Source organism: Erwinia sp. INIA01 (assembly GCF_025947915.1).
In the GTDB taxonomy this organism is placed as follows: domain Bacteria; phylum Pseudomonadota; class Gammaproteobacteria; order Enterobacterales; family Enterobacteriaceae; genus Erwinia; species Erwinia coffeiphila.
Genome location: NZ_JAPDNC010000001.1, coordinates 360274 through 377945 on the forward strand (window position 1 = coordinate 360274; position 17672 = coordinate 377945).

Genomic DNA, 17672 nt, shown 5'->3' on the forward strand with positions numbered 1-17672 from the left:
TATGTATCTGCTTTATCGTTCACGCCACGTTGTCAGCTGGCTACCCGCGCTGGTTATCGGTGGATGCTTACTGTTTATCAGCCAGCATGCCGTGCTGCAGGTGAAACCCCACTATGACGATACGGTAATGGAGCTGTCGCTGGCCGAACCTGAACCTGAGCCACCGCAGCCGGAACCCATCCCGGAACCACAGCCAGAACCGCCGCCGGAACCACAACCCGAACCGCAGCCTGAGCCAGAGCCGATTGCCGAACCCGTCGTTCCTGCTCCGGAACCGGTTATCCAGCAGCAACCGATTGTTAAGCCAAAACCAAAGCCGAAACCAGAAACTAAGCCAAAACCGGTTCCTGAAAAAGCGCCGAAGCCGCAGGAGCGCGTGGCACAAAAACCGTCTGCCGTCAGCAGGCCGGTGAGCCAGCCTACCGCGCCGCCAGCTCCGCCTGCTCCTCCGGCACCGAAAGCCAACGCGCAGGCGGTGGAAAACGGCTACCTGCAGGCGCTGCGCCGCGAGCTGGAACAGCGCAAACGCTACCCGAGCGGCCGTCAGGCATCACTGGAACGTCCACAGGGCAACGTTGAGGTCTGGCTGGAGGTTGACCGCAGCGGCAGGGTGCTCGCTTCCGGTATTGCCAGCAAGGCTACGAGCATGTTGCTCAATCGCGCAGCGCTAAGTTCCTTACAAAGTATCAGCCAGTTGAAGCCCTTCCCTGAAGAGGCTTTCGCCGGGCAAAGAAGCAAAAGATTTACCGCAACGTTTAATTATCAGGCTCCATAAAACTTAATTATCTGTTTTTTCACAGGAAAAAAAATGAAGAACTTTAATTATTCTGGGATTGCGTTAGCCGTAGTGACGGCATTGTTATCAGGTTCATCGCTGGCGGCAGACAGCAGCGATGTGGGGGAGATTAATGTCAAAGGGCAGTCGCTGGGCGGCGGTCTGATGGTACAGGAAGACAGCAGTAAAGCGCGTTCCACGCTGACGAAAGAAGCCATGGACAAAGCGCCCGGCGCCAGTAACGCGATCGACATGTTGAAATATACGCCGGGTATGAACGTCAACAGTAATGACGCCAGCGGCCTGAGCGGTATCGACTACACCATGCGCGGGATGAACGCCGATCAAATCGGCCTGTCGATGGACGGCATTCCGATTAACGACTCGGGCAACTACGCGGTGTATCCGAACCTGCTGGGGGATGCGGAAAACCTTGAGCAGATCTTTGTGACTCAGGGATCTTCCGAAGTCGACGGCCCGCATATCGGATCCAGCGGCGGCAACATTGGTCTTGTCACCAAGCGCCCGTCTAAAGAGTTCGGCGGCTTTGTCAAGCAAACCCTGGGCAGCAACAGCCTCAGCAAAACTTTCGCCCGCCTGGAAACCGGTGAGTACAACGGTTTCAGCAACTGGCTCTCATACTCGCACACCGAAGCCAAAAAGTGGCGCGGAGAAGGACGCAACTACTCCAATAAGTTCGAGATGAACTCGCTTTACGAGGATGGTAACGGCAACAGCAGTAACCTGATCGTGAAATATAACAAGCAGGACAACACCAACTACAACACCCTGAGCAAAGCGCAGTTTGACGAAGATCCGACCCAGGATTACTCGACATCGCCGGTCTATAACAGCCGAGGTCAGCTGAGCAAATATTACAAGCTGAACCGCAACCCGTTTGAAAACTTCAACCTCACTTTCTCACAACGACTGCAGCTTCGCGACAACCTCGCATTGACCGTGCAGCCCTATTACTTCTGGGGTAACGGCGGCAGCTTTACCGGACAAACGGCCTCAGTGCTGTCCAGCACTTCCGATAAAGCCGGGCAGTACGACCTGAGCAATTTATCGTCCAATACCTACTACCGACCTTCATGGACCCAGACATGGCGACCGGGCGTTACGACGAAACTGAAGTGGGATATTAACGACGAACACAGCCTGGATATCGGTTACTGGTATGAGCGTGCGCGCCAGTCGCAGACCCAGCCGTTTATCAGTATTCAGGATGATGGCAACCCGGCGAACGTTTCCGGTAAGCCCGGCGGATCCGACCAGGTGAAAGACGCCAACGGCAACACGGTACAGGGCCGCAACCAGTACACCGTTACCCCGGCGCAGAAAGTCTGGCTGCAGGATACCTGGTTCGTGTCGCCAGAATGGACGGTAGTGGGCGGGCTGGCGTATCAGTACGTCGAACGCATTGGTGATAACAAGGGCAGCCTGTACAACGCGCCGGAAAAACGTAAAGCCACCTACCATGAATTCCTGCCGAACTTCAGCCTCAGCTATAAGCCGGATCTGGAAAACCAACTGTTCTATAACCTGACGCGCAACATGCGCACGCCGCCAAACTACGTGCTCTATAACGTGGGCGACTCTATCAACACCGCACCGGAACTGAGCTGGAATCACGAGCTGGGCTGGCGCTTCCAGCGTGACGACATGCTGCTGAGTGCGACCGTTTTCTATATGCGCTATTCCGACCGTCAGATTTCCACCACCAATGCTGACGGCGACTACGAAATGATGAATATCGGCAGCGTGGAAAGTAAAGGTCTGGAGCTGGAGTGGAGCGGTAAGCTGCCGTACAACTTCAACTACTACACCTCATACACCTATACGGATTCCGAGCAGAAAGATGACATTGTCAGCAACGGCGGCAATCCACTGCCAACGGCGGGTAAAACGGTGCCGAACGTGCCGAAAAACATGCTTAACATGTCGCTGGGTTATGACGATGGCCTCTACTACGGCAGCTTCGGCGGTAAATACGTCAGCGCGTTCTATGGCGATTTAACCAACGACGAGAAAATCAGCGGGCGCACGATCTTTGATGTTGCCGCTGGCGTTCATCTGCCGGTGGACAAAAAGATTGTTAAAAGCGCCACCCTGCGCTTCGGCATCGATAACCTGTTCGATAAACAGTACCTGACCTCCGTACGCTCAACGACCTTTAACGCAGCACCTTACGATGGCGTGAGGGCCAGCACCCCGTATTACAACGTCGGCGAAGAGCGCACCTTTAGCGTTTCGCTGGAAGCCACCTTTTAATTAACCGGAGGGCACGCTGATGGATGCCAACCTGATTCACGACATTATTTTCTACATTATGTATGCCGCACTGGCGATCGCCGTGGTGATATTGATTGAACGCGGGCTCTATTTTTCCTGGGCGCAGCGCCAGGCCCTGCGCTTTGAACAGGCGCTGACGCCGGACGTCCGCCGCGCGTCGGACCTGCCGGAGTCGCTGACCGGGCGCAACAGCCTGCCACTGACCATTATTCTGCCGGTGCTGGAGAAAAAACAGATGGCGGAAGACCGCGAAGCGATGAGTGATTTAATTGATGCGCAGTATCTGCTGAGCAAACCGCAGATGTCGCGCGGGCTGTGGATGCTTGAAACCGTGGTGACCGCCGCGCCGTTGCTGGGCCTGCTGGGGACGATACTGGGCATTATGGACACCTTTAAGGCGCTTTCCGCCTCTGGCGTTTCTGACGCCAGTATGGTTTCCGCCGGGATGGGCACCGCGCTCTACGCCACCGGCCTGGGGATTGCGATAGCGCTGCTGTGCCTGGTGGGGAATAACTACCTGCAAAGCCGCATGGAGCGTATTAACGAACTGCTGAAAGTTCTGCTGATCCGTGCCGGCAGCCCGGCCAGTCGTCCGGAACAGAGCGATCGGCACTGGGAAGGGCGCGAGGCGCAGCGCTATGCCTGATTATCGTCAATACGGGTGGCCGGGAGGCCGCCTGATTAGCCTGGTTGCGGGCGGCTGGATGCTGTTAAGCCTGCCCGCACACGCGGCGTTCTCAATACCGGGCTATGAGCTGGTGTATAACGCGCCCCAGGAAACCACGCTACAGAACAATGATTTGCGCAATGCTGCCGACGTCTGGCAGCAGATGTTTGATTCGGCACGCGAGCATATCGATCTGGCGCAGTTTTATGTGGCAAATGAACAAGGTTCTCTGCTGGACGGCGTGCTGACCCATCTGCGCGCCGCCGGGGAACGCGGCGTGAAGATTCGTTTTCTGATGGAGGAGAAAGGCGTTGGCCTGTCGACGCCGGAAACGCTGGCGGCGCTGAAGACCATTCCCAACCTCGAACTGCGGATTATTCCGTTCCACCGGCTGACCGGCGGTATCGTCCATGCCAAGTATCTGCTGGTGGATGGTAAAGAGGCCTTTGTCGGCAGCCAGAACTTTGACTGGCGCGCGCTGGAGCAGATTCAGGAAACCGGGCTGCGAATTGATGATGCACAAGCGGTGCGGCAAATTCAGGCTATCTTCGATCAGGACTGGCAGGCGCAGGCACTGCTCGCCGGCAATAAACCGGTGCCGAAACTGACGTGGCAGGCACCGGCGTCGGTTCCGCAGGGCAATTATCTGGTTGCCAGCCCGCGCGACTATAACCCGAGCGGGGTGATTGACTCGCAGGTTGAGCTGCCGCGTCTGCTGGACAGCGCAAAGTCGCGGATACGAGTGCAGGTAATGGACTACGCCCCGCTGTCGTGGGGAGAAAAGGGAAAGCGCCCCTATTACGCCACGATTGATAACGCCCTGCGCAGCGCGGCCGCGCGCGGCGTGCAGGTTGAACTGATGGTAGCCAGCTGGAATCTGAAGAAACCCGAGGTGTTCTGGTTAAAAAGCCTGTCGCTGGTGCCTAACGTTCAGCTCAAGGTGGTGACTATTCCACCCGCAAGCCGGGGCTTTATTCCCTTTGCGCGCGTGGTTCACAGCAAGCTGATGACGATCGACGGCACGACGGCCTGGGTGGGAACCAGCAACTGGAGCGGGGGCTATTTTGATAACTCACGCAACCTTGAGCTGGTCCTGAACAGTGTGCCGATGGCCGAGCGCCTGGACGCGCTTTACAGCCAGCTGTGGAACAGCCCCTACGCGGAGCCAATCAGGGTGGATTTTGATTATCCGCTGCCCCACCCTGCCCGCTAAAACTAGATGACGTTGTGGCTGATGATGTAGGCGTGATACATCATCGGACAGAAGAGTAAGTGCTACTGCCGCGGCTGAAGCCGTGGCAGTAGCATTCATCTTTGGAAAATAGCATCCGTTGTTAAATGTTTCAGCATGCAATGATTAACTGACAGCCTCAAAGCCGCTTAAAAAAAGCGGCTGCATCTGTCACTTATTCTGAATAGCAGTGCTCCGCCGACGGAAAACTGCCCTCTTTAACGGCAACAATGTAGCTTTTTACCGCCTCCTGAATGTCGTCATGCCCCTTCATAAAGTTTTTGACGAATTTTGGTGCTCTGCCGGTAATACTCAGTCCAAGCATGTCATGCAGCACCAATACCTGACCATCTGTATCCGGGCCGGCTCCTATGCCGATCACCGGTACGGATACCGCCTCACTCAACGCTTTACCCAGTGAGGCAGGGACGGCTTCAACCAGCACCATTGCCGCACCGGCTTCTTCAAGCATTTTCGCGGTGTTAATCAGGGCGGCTGCCTGCTGGCTGTCCCGCCCCTGCACCTTAAAACCACCAAAGACGTTAACCGATTGTGGGGTGAGTCCGATATGTGCACAGACGGGTATACCGTTGCGTGTCAACTGCCGTACGGTGTCACAGAGCCATTCTCCACCTTCGATCTTGACCATCTGTGCACCGGCCTGCATCAACTTCGAGGAGCTGTGCAGTGCCTGTTCGGGCGAGGAGCAAGTCATGAAGGAAAGGTCGGCGATGATGAAGCCGCCGTTATTACCACGCTTTACGCAGGCAGTGTGATAAACCATATCTTCCAGCCTGACCGGCAGAGTGCTGTCATGGCCCTGCAGGATCATACCCAGCGTATCACCGATAAGAAGCATTTCTACCCCTGCAGAACTCAGCTCATGCGCGAACGTGGCGTCATAGCAGGTGAGCATGGTGATCTTCTCGCCACGCTGCTTGAGGTTTTTCAGGTATGTAAGAGTGATTGGTGGCATGGTCTTCTCAGCTAAATCGTCATGTTAATGAAGGATGATATGGGTCTGATCATACTCAGGCCCGTCTCTGCTTAAACCTGTGTTTCATTTCATCAGCGCCGACAAATCCAGCGTTTCCGCGCCAGTAATGAATGTTTCCGGGCGGTGGCCTGTAACGATGCGGCGCTGGGATAGTGCTCACACAGCCGGGGTCAGTAAAACTGTTCTGCCAGCAACAGGAGCGCAATGATGATCATCAAGCCGCCGGAGATTCGGCTGATATTCTGCGCCGCACGCGTGCGCGTGCGGAGGAGCGTGCTTGAGCCGTAGCCAACGAGCAGGTACACCACGCCGCAGGTCACCACATGAAGCAGTCCCAGCGCGGTCATCTGCAGTGGAAGTGGCCAGGTGGCGTGGGCGTCGGTGAACTGGGGTAACAGGGCTAAAAACAGCAGAAATACCTTTGGATTAAGCCCGCTAATACAGAATCCCCTAAGCGCCCATTTTTGTGGCGATCCGGCATCCTCTATCCGATCCGCTATCGGCTCTGGGGGTTGGCGGAACATGCCGATGCCGAGCCAGAGCAGATAACCCGCCCCGGCCACGGTCAGGGCGGTCAGTACGCCCGGCGCGCCCGCAATGACCGAACCGATGCCCGCTGCCACGATGAGCGTTGCGACAAGATGGCCGCTCAGCATGCCAGCCACTGCGGGCAAAACCCGGCGTCCGCGGATACCGGCTGAAATAGCGTAAGCCCAGTCGGCTCCAGGGGTGATAACAAAAAGGACGGAAACAACCCAGAACACAGCAAACATACTCAGAGACATGAGACGTTTTCCTCACAGAGCCTGTTGATGATCGGCTCTTTATCAGCGCCTGAAACCTGCATGTACTGAACCCTTTATCTGACTGATACGTTTTAAAGTTAAGAAAGAATATCGCTATATGTGCGAAATGTGCTTTCATTAACAGGGTAAAATAAACGTAATCTGGGAGATTTTAAGGATTGGACAAGGCAGACTGCAATATTCTTGCTGAACTTCAAAAAGATGGCCGAATTTCGCTGACCGATCTGGCAAAACGGGTGGGGATTAGCCTGTCATCCTGCCAGCGACGGGTCAGATCTCTGGAACAGGATGGCGTTATCAGCGGCTACCGGGCGAATCTTGACCCGGCAAGATTCGGTCTGAACTTTTCAGCTATTGTCTTCGTGACCCTGCGCGAAGGAGACCGGCAGGCGGTCAGCAACTTCGAGAATGCAGTAAAAGAGATCCCGCAAATTATTCAGGCACAGCGCCTGTTTGGCGATCCGGATTATCTGCTTCACGTTATCACCCGGGATCTACCTGATTTTCAGCAGCTGTACGATGAAAAACTCTCCAGCCTGGCGGGAGTTCAGCGGCTGACCTCAACGTTAGTGATGAAAACGGTAATAAAAGATCGTGTTCTACCTGTCTGACTTCCCGCAGGCAACCAATCTGACTGACCAGCGCGCCGACTGATTTTCCGACGAGGAATCCAGGCGCGATATGACGATGGTAATCACCTTTTGAACCATGATCCAAAGCAATGTGGTTTCGCGAAGCAAAGGGATTTTCCGTAAGCATGATTATTTATAAGTCACGTATCAGTTTGATTGCGGCCAAAACATAGGTAACCCCAAGAAACACCTGCAGATAAATACCCTGCCCCAGGCCGAGAACATCGATACCTTTCAACGTAGCATAAACGAGTGATACTGCACCGATGTCTCCAGTAACACGCAGAACTCTCATCAGGTCACTGCGGCTATGTGGAAAAAGTGCGTTAGCGAACAATGAAAGCAGTAAAGTAATTGAGCTCACTAATGCCACGCTGGTGAGGTCCAGCCTTGCACCGAAAATACCTGCCATAATAAAGAAAATCAAAGTGAGAATTAATAACCTGACGTAGGTTAAGGGTTTTCTCCACAGTGTTTTTTTAACTTTTTCACCAGTCGGCTGTGCACGTAGTTTCACTCCAGCCAACTTCAATACAAACCCGGAAATGCCTTTACTGACGTATTCATTATCCCTGTAAAGCCCGTTGTTTTCAGCCTGCAAAGCCAGGTTTTTTTGACGGAGTTTATCACACTCAATTTTGATTTTAGCCGGGTCTGACTCTGCTACCCCTCTGAATGTATCAGTATCCATTGCACGAATTACTTTGGGGCTGACTAAATCGTCAATTGGGGTTTTATACGATCCCATTTTATAACTCCACTCATTCCATTTTAGGTAAAACATTTTCAAAATCAGAAAAAAGCATTTTGCACATCTCGCGATCGCTTCAGAATTACATAAATTGACCAGCATGCGCAATGCGTTAGTGAATGGTATATCACTCACTGCCGATAAAAACGACCATCCGGACTATCAATAATGATGCCATGCTCCTTACGTTGCCAGGGATAACTGACCCCGTTCACAGGCTTCAGGCCAGACGTTTTCTTCGTTGTTCAGCACGCGGGATACGGTGGCTTTCCCGCCGCGCGGAGGCAGGCAAAGGTAATGCCCTGCTGAACAAAAACGTTTGAGGAATACAAATACCGCAAGCCATAATATATATTTTTCTATTATTGACAACGACACCATCAGACAACAGTATTAATAGCATTTCTGTATCAAACAATTAATTATTATTTTAATGCTCGTTACTAAAAAGGTTCCACTTAGCCAGCAGATTATCCAACTTCTGTCACCCTTACCGGAGAGTGTTCGGTTATCTTACCTTCATTACTAATGTGGCATTTCGAACTGGAGAGGAAATTTTGAAAAAGCTCGTTATTCTCCCCAATGACTCATCGGCGGGGCACTTTAAATTCATGGTACACAATGGCAATAAAATAAAACCCACAGAGATTTATACCAAAAACAACAGCGTGATACTCTCATTCAACCCCAACTTTACGACTGACCCTGTTTATAATACAAAAATAGCCACTGGCATTTTTGTTAAGCGTGATGAGCAGAGAAAAATCCGTCCTGGCATCTTCCACTCGTTGAACAACCTGAACACCGATGCTTATGAAGCGGAAAAACTGCAGGAAATACTCGATTATAGTGAGAAAAATTACCCTATCGATATCTGGCTGGATGTGAAAACCATTTCAAGAATCAACACTGTCTTTTTGATCAAAGCTATCACCGATATCAACCCCAGTCTGGCCGGAAGAGTCAATTTATACGCTTACCCTCACCCCATTGGCGAGCAATCAACCGAAACCTGGCAGCCCGCACTGGTGAAGGCAACGGAAGTCACACCGCATCTGGTTGAGAAAAACAATGCTATCTGGCATGCATTAACCAGCAATACTCCTGAACTTGCCACTGAGATATTTAGCCAGGAACGAGCGGACGAATGGACCGGTCAGCTATTAAAACGCTTCCTTGAAGAATTACCTGAACGGCAAAGTCATCTCACACGCAGCGAGCGGGAATTGCTGACAATCGTGAATGATGCCAGCGGTTTACGTTTCACCGATCTTTGTGGATTGCATCATGCAAAATTTAACGATGATTTTATTAACTGGATGGAAATTCCGGCATTTCTTGATGAGTTAGAAATAAAGGAATTGATCGAATACGGCAACCGACCAAATGATTCTAATCTAAAAGAAATTGTCGAACAAAACATCCATGATGATTTCTATGCTTACCATAATGTTGAAATACGAATAACAGACAAAGGCCGTAACGTCATCTCGGGCAGTCAAAAAGCTTCACAGAATACCTCCGAATCAGAAACGTCCACTCTGTCTGAAAAAGAAACCCCGTGGCTATGGGATGAAAATGAAATGCGCGTTGTACGGGCATTTCATACCTCAGACAAATAATTAAACGCGTCAGCGGGTAAGAGCTCATCCTCCCCTGACGCGCAATTCATCGTCACTCCCCCGGAATATAGTCCGCCGCCACCAGCGCCAGATCGCGGTATCCCCGCTCTTTCAGCTGCTGCGCCGCGCGGCCCGCACGAATGCCGCTGGCGCAAACCAGCACGATACGCCCCGACGCTGGTGGCTGCCAGGCGGCCAGCTCGGCGGGCAGGATGCGCTGAGCCTGCGCGGCCACGCTCACCGGGGCTTCTTCCAGGCTACGCAGCTCCACAATGCAGTCTTCCGCCGTCAGCATCTGCGCGTCGAGGAACGGGATGATCGCTTCCGTCGGTTCCGGCGCGCCGTCAAAGCGGAACTGGCCGAAGCGCCAGTTCACGAAATCACAGTTCACCATGCAGCCCAGCGGTGATGGCGTCAGGCCGAGCAGCACGCTGAGGGACATCTGCGCCTGTAGCGCGCCCAGCGTGGCCACCGCAGGCCCCATCACCCCCGCCGTACTGCAGTTGGCCGCCGAGGACGGCAACTGCGGAAACAGCGCGCGATAGCTCGGCGCACCGGCGCAGAAGCCGCCAACATAGCCCTGCCGCCCCAGAACCGAGGCGGAAATCAGCGGCAGGCCACGGCTGAAGCAGGCGTCAGAAAGCAGCCAGGTGATGGCGAAGTTATCCGCCGCATCCACCACGACATCAATATCGCGCAGCGCGTGGTCCAGGCTGCTGCCGGACAGCCTGATGTCAACGGCTTCCACCTCGCACTCCGGGTTCAGCCCATTCAGCGCCCGGCGCGCCGCCATGGCTTTCGGCTGGCCGACATCCTGCATGGTGAACAGCGTCTGCCGGTGCAGGTTATGCACCTCCACGCGGTCGTCGTCGCAGACGCGCAGAAAGCCGACTCCCGCCCCGGCCAGCTGCGGCAGCAGCGTGGCACCCAGGCCGCCCGCGCCGACCACCAGCACCCGCGCCTGCGCCAGCTTCTGCTGTCCCTGCGGGCCGATTTCCGGCAGCATGGTCTGCCGCTGGTAGCGATCCATCAGTTAAACTCCGCCAGGCCGAAGACCGGGGTTGAGGCCGCCGCCATATCGCGGCGCTCCATCGGCCCGGCCAGCAGCGCCTGCTGCCCGGCGTGGATCGCATCGCGGAAGGCGCTGGCCATGCGCACCGGGTCCTGCGCTTTCGCTACGGCGGTATTCAGCAGGATCGCGTCAAAGCCCATCTCCATCGCCTGCGCGGCCTGGCTCGGCGTACCGATCCCGGCATCCACCACCAGCGGCACGTCCTTAAACCATGCGCGCATGGTGCGCAGCCCTTCAATATTGCGCAGCCCCTGGCCGGAACCGATCGGCGCACCCCACGGCATCAGTACCTGGCAGCCCGCCTCCAGCAGCTTCTCGCCCAATACCAGATCTTCAGTGGTGTAGGGAAACACCTGGAACCCCTCTTCGCAGAGGATACGCGCCGCTTCAACCAGTCCGAACGGGTCCGGCTGGAGCGTGTCGGCATGGCCGATCACCTCCAGCTTGATCCAGCGGGTGTTGAACAGCTCACGCGCCATATGTGCCGTGGTGACCGCCTCTTTCACCGTATGGCAGCCTGCCGTATTCGGCAGCACGCGTTTGTTCAGCCGGGTCAGCAGATCGCGGAACGCCCCACCCGCACCGCCTTCACGACGCAGGCTGACGGTAATAATCTCGGTGCCGGAGGCTTCAATCGCCTGGCCTAAAATCTCCGGCGACGGGTAGCCCGCCGTGCCCAACAGAAAGCGTGATTCAGGTGCGTAATCGTAAAAGTTCATCTCAGCCCCCCTGCATCGGTGACAGCACTTCAATCTTGCTGCCTTCGTTAATTGGCGTGGCGTCATACAGCCCGCGCGGGACAAAATCGCCGTTCAGCGCGCAGGCCACGCAGCTGCGATCGATCTGCTGCTCGTTAAGCAGCGCCGTCAGGGTCGCGGCCTGGGTTTCGGTCGCCTGACCGTTCAGTAAAATGTGCATCAACGCGTCTCCTGCGACAGCTGTTGGATAAGATTTTGCGCCACGATCGGTGCCAGCAAAAAGCCGTGCCGGTACATGCCGTTGACGTGGAAGGTGCCGTCGCGATAGCGAATATCCGGCAGGTTGTTCGGGTAAGAGGGGCGCAGGCCGCTGCCGGTTTCAATCACCCGCGCTTCGGCCAGCGCCGGGTCGATGGTGTACGCCGCGCTCAGCAGTTCCATCAGCGCGCGGGCGCTGATCGGGCTGGCGTCGTTGCTTTCCACCATGGTGGCACCGAGCATAAAGCGCCCTTCGCTGCGCGGCACCAGGTAGCAGGGAAAGCGTGGATGCAGCAGGCGAACCGGGCGTGAAAACTGCACCTCATCGCTTTGCAGGATCAGCATCTCACCGCGCACGGCGCGCAGTTCCGGCAGCAGCGGCGCGGCGTGAATGCCCCGGCAGTCGATAATTTTGCCCGTTGGTTTGCCGTGGTGCATCGCCACCCCCGCGGCCAGCAGCTTCTGCCTCAGCTCCTGCATCGCCTTGCGCGGGTCAAGGTGCCCTTCGCTGGGGAAAAACAGCCCGCGTGCGAATCGCCCGGCCAGACGATCCTCCACGCTGCCCGGGTCCACCCACTCATGGCCCTGGGTCATTTTGGCAAAGCGGTTCAGCTCCATGCTGTCGCGCGGCGGTGCGATCACCAGCGTACCCTGGCGCTCCACGCCGCTGACGTGCGCCTGCCACCAGTCGGCGGAGCCCTGCCCCAGCCTGACCACCTCTTCCGGTGCGCCTTCACCCTCGCAGAACGGCGCGAGCATACCGCCCGCATAGTGCGACGCGGGGCAGTATTCCTCAGAGGTGATGATTTCCAGCTTTTCTCCGGCGTCGGCCAGCGCAGTAGCCACGCACAGCCCGGTCACGCCGGAACCCAGGATCGACCAGTGGCTCACGATGTCGCCTCGGCGGAATATTCAGGGAGAGTTGTTACAAACGTCATACCGGCCTCTCAGATAACTAAGAAGACCCGCGATAATGAGAAGGGAGAGTATCGGCGTTCGGCGGCTGCGATCTGCCCGATAAGGCGTGCGGTGAAGCGGCACGACAGGTCTTCCTACGCCAGTATCAACTGGGTCAGGTTCTAAGGGTCGCTGAGCCGCGATAAATCGCAATCAGCCTCTCAGTCTCTTCGGCGAGACTCCCCTGACAGAGACTTTTTTATTGCATCCTGAGCGCAACCGCAAGCGTTTAGGTGGATTTATTTCGACGACCGTTTTCGCCAGATGAAAATAGAGTGCCGGATTCAGCATTTTGCAAAGTGCGGGGCAGGCAACACAATTGCCCGATGCTGAAGGATTTTTCAGTGCGCCTTTCCCACATCAGGTCTGAACGGATGGACACCATGACGAAACCGGCCATATCGCATATCGCTTTCCTTACTCCCGGGAACTACCCGGACCACGCCCCGCTACAGGGGCTGGAAGAGACCCTGCAACTGTTCGAGCTGGGTGAATCGCTGGGCTACAACGGTGCCTGGATTCGCCAGCGCCATCTGGAGCACGGCGTCTCCTCGGCGAGTACCTTTCTGGCCGCCGCCACGCAGCGCACCCGGCATATTGAGCTGGGCACCGCGGTGATCCAGATGGGCTATGAAAGCCCGTTTCGGCTGGCGGAAGATTTACTGACGGTGGACGTGCTGTCCCGTGGACGGCTCAACGTGGGCCTCAGTGCCGGGCAGCCGAACCACCTGGAACTGATCGGCCCGGCGCTGTTCTCCGGCGACTGGCGGCAGGAAGATTTCTCCTACGATCGGGTTCGACGCCTGCGGGATAACCTCAGCGGCCGCTGGCTGGCGGATGAAAATACCCTGATTGCCTCGCCGGGCAACCAGCAGCGCCCGCGCCTGCATCCCGACTCGCCGGGGCTGGTTAATCGCCTGTGGTACGGCGGCGGCTCGCTGAAATCGGCGGCCTGGGCGGCGGCGAACGGTTTTAACATGCTGATCGGCAATTTGACCTCAGGTGAAGAGACGAATAATTACTATGAGGCGCAGCTGGCGCAGATTGCCACCTATCGTAAAAACTGGCCCGAAGATGCCCCGCGTCGGCCGCGTATCGCCGCAGGCCGGGTCATTGTTCCCATCGACAGTGCGGACACCCCAACCCGCCGCCGCTACGCGGAATTTGCCGCCAGCCGCTATGAACGCACGCTGACACCGCAGGGGCCGCGCCGTACGCTGTTTTCACAGGATATCGTGGGCGATGCGGAACAGATCCTGGAACGTCTGTTTAACGATCCGATCCTGCGCGAAGTGGATGAACTGAGACTGGAATTGCCCTATGAGTTCACCGCAGACCAGTATCGCCAGATTATCAGCGACTTCGCCACGCTGATTGCCCCCGAGCTGGGCTGGCGCCGCCGTGTAAACCGTGAGGAAAACATCGACATGGCTCTCTGAGCCATGATTTCCATCACAATTACGCATGTAGTGCCAGCAAAACCCGGGACCGCATTGGAATGATGCAATCTCTTCACTATCATTAAAAATTATTTTCATGATGACAGCAGTGAAGATCGACCAGTCAGAGAGAGGAATCGTGATAGTCTGACGGGGTCAGCAGCCATCAACTCTTTAATGCGAATCCAAACCATGAGTGGGACCTTCAGTAACGATGATGTCAGACGCCTGGCTGCCCTTGAGATGCTCAAATCTGAAGATGCTATCCGCGATGATATTTTGCAAAAATTCACCCTGCTCGCCAGCGATCTGCTGGCGTTCCCGGGCTGCTTTGTCTCGGTTCTGGATAATGAAAATCAGTATATTAAGGCCGCCTGCTGCCTGGATGTGCCGCAAAGTTCGCTGCATGACGCCTTCTGCCGCCAGGTGGTGCTCAGGGATTCGCTGCTGATCTGTAGCGACACGTTGCTCGACCCGCGTTTCAGCCAAAGTCCCTTCACGCTGGGCGCGCCTTTCATTCGATTCTACGCGGGTATACCCCTCTACACGCGGGAAGGCATTTCGGTGGGAACCCTGTGTATTACCGACACCCGGCCGCACACCATCGATGAACATCAGTCAACGATGCTGGAGCTGCTGTCGGGCCTGGTCAGCGGCTATCTTGATGCCTGGTACACTGCGGGTTACAAAGATGTGGTCACCCAGTTGCCCAATCGCCAGCGGCTGCTGAAGGATATTGGCCTGCTGCAGCGTGCCTCCAGCTTCGATCCGCTGACCCTGACGCTGATTGACTGCATTGATATGCCGCGCGCCTATGAAATCGCCCGCTCGATGGGGATGGATGCCGTAGAAACACTGCTGAAAGCCCTGACCGCAACGGTACGTTCCCGGCTGCATCTGAGCGAAGAGGACGTGCTGTACACCGTCGCTACCGGTCGTTTTGCTCTGCTCAGCCGGAAAAACAGCGCGGTTAACGCCAGGGCGCTCAGCGATCGGCTGGAACATATTCGTGCTCAGGTGCTGGGCGATATCACCATTGATGTGAAAATCTACGTCGGTGAGGTGAGTTTTGTGCCTGCCACCTCTCAGGTCACAGAGGTGCTGCGCCAGGCGGTCAGCGCCCTGCATGAGGCTATCAGCCAGAAGCAGACGGCGATGGCCTATAACGCCGACAGCGATAACCGCCGCAATCTCAATTTTCAGCTGTTAAACGATCTGGCGCTGGCGCTGCGCGGCAGCCAGGGTTTGTACCTCGTGTATCAGCCGCAGCTCTGCCTGCACACCGGTAAGCCGGTCGGGCTGGAGGCGCTGCTGCGCTGGCAGCATCCGGTTGCCGGCAATATCTCCCCCGCCGAGTTTATCCCGCTGGCGGAACACACCAGCCTGATGGATGAACTGACCGACTGGGTGATTGACCACGCCCTGATGCAGCTGCGGGTCTGGCGCGAAAAAGGGCTAAATCTGCCGGTATCGGTTAATCTCAGCGTCAGCGACTTCTCCCGCCCGGAGTTTGCCTGCGATCTGGCAGAGAAAACCCGGCGCGCGGGTTTACAACCCGGCGATCTGACCCTTGAATGCCTGGAAACTCAGCAAGTGCTGGAAAGCACCGACGCCTGCCGGGGGCTGGATATGCTCAAGCAGCGCGGTTTTCGCATTGCGCTGGACGATTTTGGTTCCGGCTACAACAACATTAATACCCTGCGCCGCATACCTATCGATGTGATTAAACTGGACCGTTCGCTGATCCAGCAGCTGAACTGCGATCCGGCCTGCGAAGTGATTGCCCGCCATATGATCACCATGCTGAAAGAGCTGAACTACGTGGTGCTGGCCGAAGGCGTGGAAGATCTGCAAACCCTGGCCTCGTTGCAGCATCTCGGCTGCGACGAAATCCAGGGTTTCTATTATTCCCATCCCCTACCGCCGGACAAGCTGGAACACTGGTTCAGCCATATGGCGGTGTAACGTCAGGGCTGTTCAATCCATACGGTCTGCGGGTTGGTAAACTCGCGCAGGCCAAAGTGCGACAGCTCGCGACCGAAACCGCTTTTCTTCACGCCGCCGATCGGCACGCGCGGGTCAGAGAAGCTTGGCGTGTTGATAAACATCCCGCCGGTTTCAATGCGCGACGCCAGGCGTTGTGCGGCCTCCAGATCGCGACTCCACAGGCTGCCCCCCAGACCAAACTCTGAATCATTGGCCAGCGCCACCGCATGTTCGGCATCATCCGCCACAATCAGCGAGGCCACTGGGCCAAACAGTTCCTGCTTAAAGCTGGTCATTGCGGGCGTGACGTCGCTCAGAACCGTCGGCGCATAGTAGTTACCGTCGCCCGGCAGCACGTGGCCGCCCACCAGCAGAGTGGCACCCTCTTTCAGCGTGGCCTGCACCTGCGAATCCAGCTCATCGCGCAGATCGTAGCGCGCCATCGGACCAATCCACACCCCGGCTTCACGTGGGTCGCCAATTTTCATCGCCTTCACCGCAGCGAGGAATTTGTCGCGGAAGGTGTCAAACACCGCTTTCTCCACGATGATGCGTTTCGCCGAGATGCACAGCTGGCCGTTATTCATAAAGCGACCGGCAATCGCCCCTTTCACTGCCGCATCGATATCGGCATCCGCCAGCACGATAAAAGCATCGGAGCCGCCCAGCTCCAGCACGCATTTCTTGATGGCGGCTCCGGCCAGCGCGGCAATTGCCGATCCGGCGCGCACGCTGCCAGTAACGGTTACGGCTTTAATACGGCGATCGTTAATCGCCTGCGCCACGCCGTCGTTATCGGCATTAACCACCGCAAACAGCCCTTCCGCCACCCCGGCATTGCTCAACACCTGCTGTAGCAGCAGTGCGCAGCCGATCACGTTCGGGGCCGGTTTCAGCAGATAGCTGTTGCCCGCCAGCAGAATCGGTACCGCGCCGCGCAGCACCTGCCAGATCGGGAAGTTCCACGGCATCACCGACAGCACGGCACCCAGCGGCAGATAGTCAACAAAGGCTTTGTTACCTTCGACGGTGGTCGGTTCACGTTTCAGGAAGTCTGGACCGTGCTGCGCGTACCATTCACACAGCTTCGCGCTTTTCTCCACTTCGGCCAGGCCCTGGTCGATGGGCTTACCCATTTCAGTCGTCATCATCTCCGCCAGCGCACGGCTCTGTTCGCGCAGCCCGGCGGCAACAGACAACAGCAGCTGCACGCGTGCACTCAGCGGGCTGGTGCGCCAGTGCTGGAAAGCGCTGTCGCTTTGTGCCAGTGCGGCATCCACGTCGGCCCGGCTGGCGAAAGGATAGCGGGCCACCACGTCACCCGTGGCGGGGTTGCGGGAAACGGCAGAATTTACGTCAGTCATGTTGTGCACCTTCTCGGTCATTCGGTTCGACATAGCACCCAGCGGCTCAGGCTGAAATGCGGCATGGGGTCAAGGATAAGCTTGTCACTCTTTCTTTAAAAATGAATAATAATGAAAGTTAC

The 17672-nt window shown here is 56.3% G+C and carries 16 protein-coding genes and 1 riboswitch; of the genes, 8 read left to right on the plus strand and 8 right to left on the minus strand.

All coding sequences use genetic code 11. The annotated features are described in order from the left end of the window. Position 1: 1 nt before the first annotated feature. The 4 genes from OMR58_RS01600 to OMR58_RS01615 are packed head-to-tail and all read left to right on the plus strand — an operon-like array spanning position 2 to position 4950. Entirely contained in the window at positions 2–775 is a 774-nt protein-coding gene (locus OMR58_RS01600; protein ID WP_200559207.1) for an energy transducer TonB, read from the plus strand. A gap of 33 nt (positions 776–808) precedes the next feature. After that, on the plus strand, positions 809–3049 hold the full coding sequence (locus tag OMR58_RS01605) for a TonB-dependent receptor family protein (RefSeq protein ID WP_264544978.1): 2241 nt from the start codon (positions 809–811) through the stop codon (positions 3047–3049). Between the two features lie 19 nt (positions 3050–3068). Continuing rightward, positions 3069–3716, plus strand: a complete 648-nt coding sequence (locus tag OMR58_RS01610; protein ID WP_264544979.1) for a MotA/TolQ/ExbB proton channel family protein — start codon at positions 3069–3071, stop codon at positions 3714–3716. Next, positions 3709–4950 carry a phospholipase D-like domain-containing protein gene (locus OMR58_RS01615; protein ID WP_264544980.1) on the plus strand — a complete coding sequence of 414 codons (1242 nt, stop codon included), beginning with the start codon at positions 3709–3711 and terminating at the stop codon, positions 4948–4950. Before OMR58_RS01610 ends, OMR58_RS01615 begins: the two co-directional genes overlap by 8 nt. 193 nt (positions 4951–5143) lie before the next feature. On the opposite strand, the gene panB is transcribed toward OMR58_RS01615, so the two are convergent. After that, a complete protein-coding gene (gene panB / locus OMR58_RS01620) occupies positions 5144–5944 on the minus strand; it encodes a 3-methyl-2-oxobutanoate hydroxymethyltransferase (protein WP_264544981.1) in 801 nt (266 codons plus the stop codon). Positions 5945–6135: 191 nt separating this feature from the next. Further along, on the minus strand, positions 6136–6750 hold the full coding sequence (locus OMR58_RS01625; RefSeq protein WP_264544982.1) for a LysE family translocator: 615 nt from the start codon (positions 6748–6750) through the stop codon (positions 6136–6138). Positions 6751–6929: 179 nt separating this feature from the next. Here OMR58_RS01625 and OMR58_RS01630 point away from each other — a divergent pair, with 179 nt between their 5' ends. After that, positions 6930–7382 carry an Lrp/AsnC family transcriptional regulator gene (locus OMR58_RS01630; RefSeq protein WP_264544983.1) on the plus strand — a complete coding sequence of 151 codons (453 nt, stop codon included), beginning with the start codon at positions 6930–6932 and terminating at the stop codon, positions 7380–7382. Positions 7383–7536: 154 nt separating this feature from the next. On the opposite strand, the gene OMR58_RS01635 is transcribed toward OMR58_RS01630, so the two are convergent. Beyond that, entirely contained in the window at positions 7537–8151 is a 615-nt protein-coding gene (locus OMR58_RS01635; protein WP_264544984.1) for a hypothetical protein, read from the minus strand. Positions 8152–8711: 560 nt separating this feature from the next. Here OMR58_RS01635 and OMR58_RS01640 point away from each other — a divergent pair. After that, positions 8712–9776 (plus strand): hypothetical protein, encoded by a 1065-nt coding sequence (locus OMR58_RS01640; protein ID WP_264544985.1) that lies wholly within the window; start codon positions 8712–8714, stop codon positions 9774–9776. A gap of 52 nt (positions 9777–9828) precedes the next feature. On the opposite strand, the gene OMR58_RS01645 is transcribed toward OMR58_RS01640, so the two are convergent. The 4 genes from OMR58_RS01645 to OMR58_RS01660 are packed head-to-tail and all read right to left on the minus strand — an operon-like array spanning position 9829 to position 12695. Continuing rightward, positions 9829–10806 carry a HesA/MoeB/ThiF family protein gene (locus tag OMR58_RS01645; protein WP_264544986.1) on the minus strand — a complete coding sequence of 326 codons (978 nt, stop codon included), beginning with the start codon at positions 10804–10806 and terminating at the stop codon, positions 9829–9831. Beyond that, positions 10806–11567, minus strand: a complete 762-nt coding sequence (locus OMR58_RS01650) for a thiazole synthase (protein ID WP_123333865.1) — start codon at positions 11565–11567, stop codon at positions 10806–10808. Before OMR58_RS01650 ends, OMR58_RS01645 begins: the two co-directional genes overlap by 1 nt. Position 11568: 1 nt before the next feature. Next, complete coding sequence (gene thiS / locus OMR58_RS01655) at positions 11569–11766, minus strand: sulfur carrier protein ThiS (RefSeq protein ID WP_105591974.1); 198 nt, start codon at positions 11764–11766, stop codon at positions 11569–11571. After that, on the minus strand, positions 11766–12695 hold the full coding sequence (locus tag OMR58_RS01660) for an FAD-dependent oxidoreductase (protein WP_264544987.1): 930 nt from the start codon (positions 12693–12695) through the stop codon (positions 11766–11768). Before OMR58_RS01660 ends, thiS begins: the two co-directional genes overlap by 1 nt. 141 nt (positions 12696–12836) lie before the next feature. Beyond that, a riboswitch (TPP riboswitch) is annotated at positions 12837–12957 on the minus strand. Between the two features lie 187 nt (positions 12958–13144). Here OMR58_RS01660 and OMR58_RS01665 point away from each other — a divergent pair. Continuing rightward, positions 13145–14200: an LLM class flavin-dependent oxidoreductase gene (locus tag OMR58_RS01665; protein WP_264544988.1), complete on the plus strand. Its 1056-nt coding sequence runs from the start codon at positions 13145–13147 to the stop codon at positions 14198–14200. Positions 14201–14392: 192 nt separating this feature from the next. Then, positions 14393–16165 (plus strand): sensor domain-containing diguanylate cyclase, encoded by a 1773-nt coding sequence (locus OMR58_RS01670; RefSeq protein ID WP_264544989.1) that lies wholly within the window; start codon positions 14393–14395, stop codon positions 16163–16165. A 2-nt stretch (positions 16166–16167) separates the two neighbouring features. Here OMR58_RS01670 and OMR58_RS01675 read toward each other — a convergent pair whose 3' ends face one another. Next, positions 16168–17550: an NAD-dependent succinate-semialdehyde dehydrogenase gene (locus OMR58_RS01675; RefSeq protein WP_347710557.1), complete on the minus strand. Its 1383-nt coding sequence runs from the start codon at positions 17548–17550 to the stop codon at positions 16168–16170. Positions 17551–17672: the final 122 nt, after the last annotated feature.

Bases quoted from the DNA above. Each gene is read 5' to 3' on its own strand.
- OMR58_RS01600 (WP_200559207.1), top strand. From the start codon at position 2: ATGTATCTGCTTTATCGTTCACGCCACGTTGTCAGCTGGCTACCCGCG.
- OMR58_RS01645 (WP_264544986.1), bottom strand. From the start codon at position 10,806: ATGGATCGCTACCAGCGGCAGACCATGCTGCCGGAAATCGGCCCGCAG.
- OMR58_RS01610 (WP_264544979.1), top strand. From the start codon at position 3,069: ATGGATGCCAACCTGATTCACGACATTATTTTCTACATTATGTATGCC.
- panB (WP_264544981.1), bottom strand. From the start codon at position 5,944: ATGCCACCAATCACTCTTACATACCTGAAAAACCTCAAGCAGCGTGGC.
- OMR58_RS01625 (WP_264544982.1), bottom strand. From the start codon at position 6,750: ATGTCTCTGAGTATGTTTGCTGTGTTCTGGGTTGTTTCCGTCCTTTTT.
- OMR58_RS01670 (WP_264544989.1), top strand. From the start codon at position 14,393: ATGAGTGGGACCTTCAGTAACGATGATGTCAGACGCCTGGCTGCCCTT.
- OMR58_RS01650 (WP_123333865.1), bottom strand. From the start codon at position 11,567: ATGAACTTTTACGATTACGCACCTGAATCACGCTTTCTGTTGGGCACG.
- OMR58_RS01665 (WP_264544988.1), top strand. From the start codon at position 13,145: ATGACGAAACCGGCCATATCGCATATCGCTTTCCTTACTCCCGGGAAC.
- OMR58_RS01615 (WP_264544980.1), top strand. From the start codon at position 3,709: ATGCCTGATTATCGTCAATACGGGTGGCCGGGAGGCCGCCTGATTAGC.
- OMR58_RS01635 (WP_264544984.1), bottom strand. From the start codon at position 8,151: ATGGGATCGTATAAAACCCCAATTGACGATTTAGTCAGCCCCAAAGTA.
- thiS (WP_105591974.1), bottom strand. From the start codon at position 11,766: ATGCACATTTTACTGAACGGTCAGGCGACCGAAACCCAGGCCGCGACC.
- OMR58_RS01675 (WP_347710557.1), bottom strand. From the start codon at position 17,550: ATGACTGACGTAAATTCTGCCGTTTCCCGCAACCCCGCCACGGGTGAC.
- OMR58_RS01605 (WP_264544978.1), top strand. From the start codon at position 809: ATGAAGAACTTTAATTATTCTGGGATTGCGTTAGCCGTAGTGACGGCA.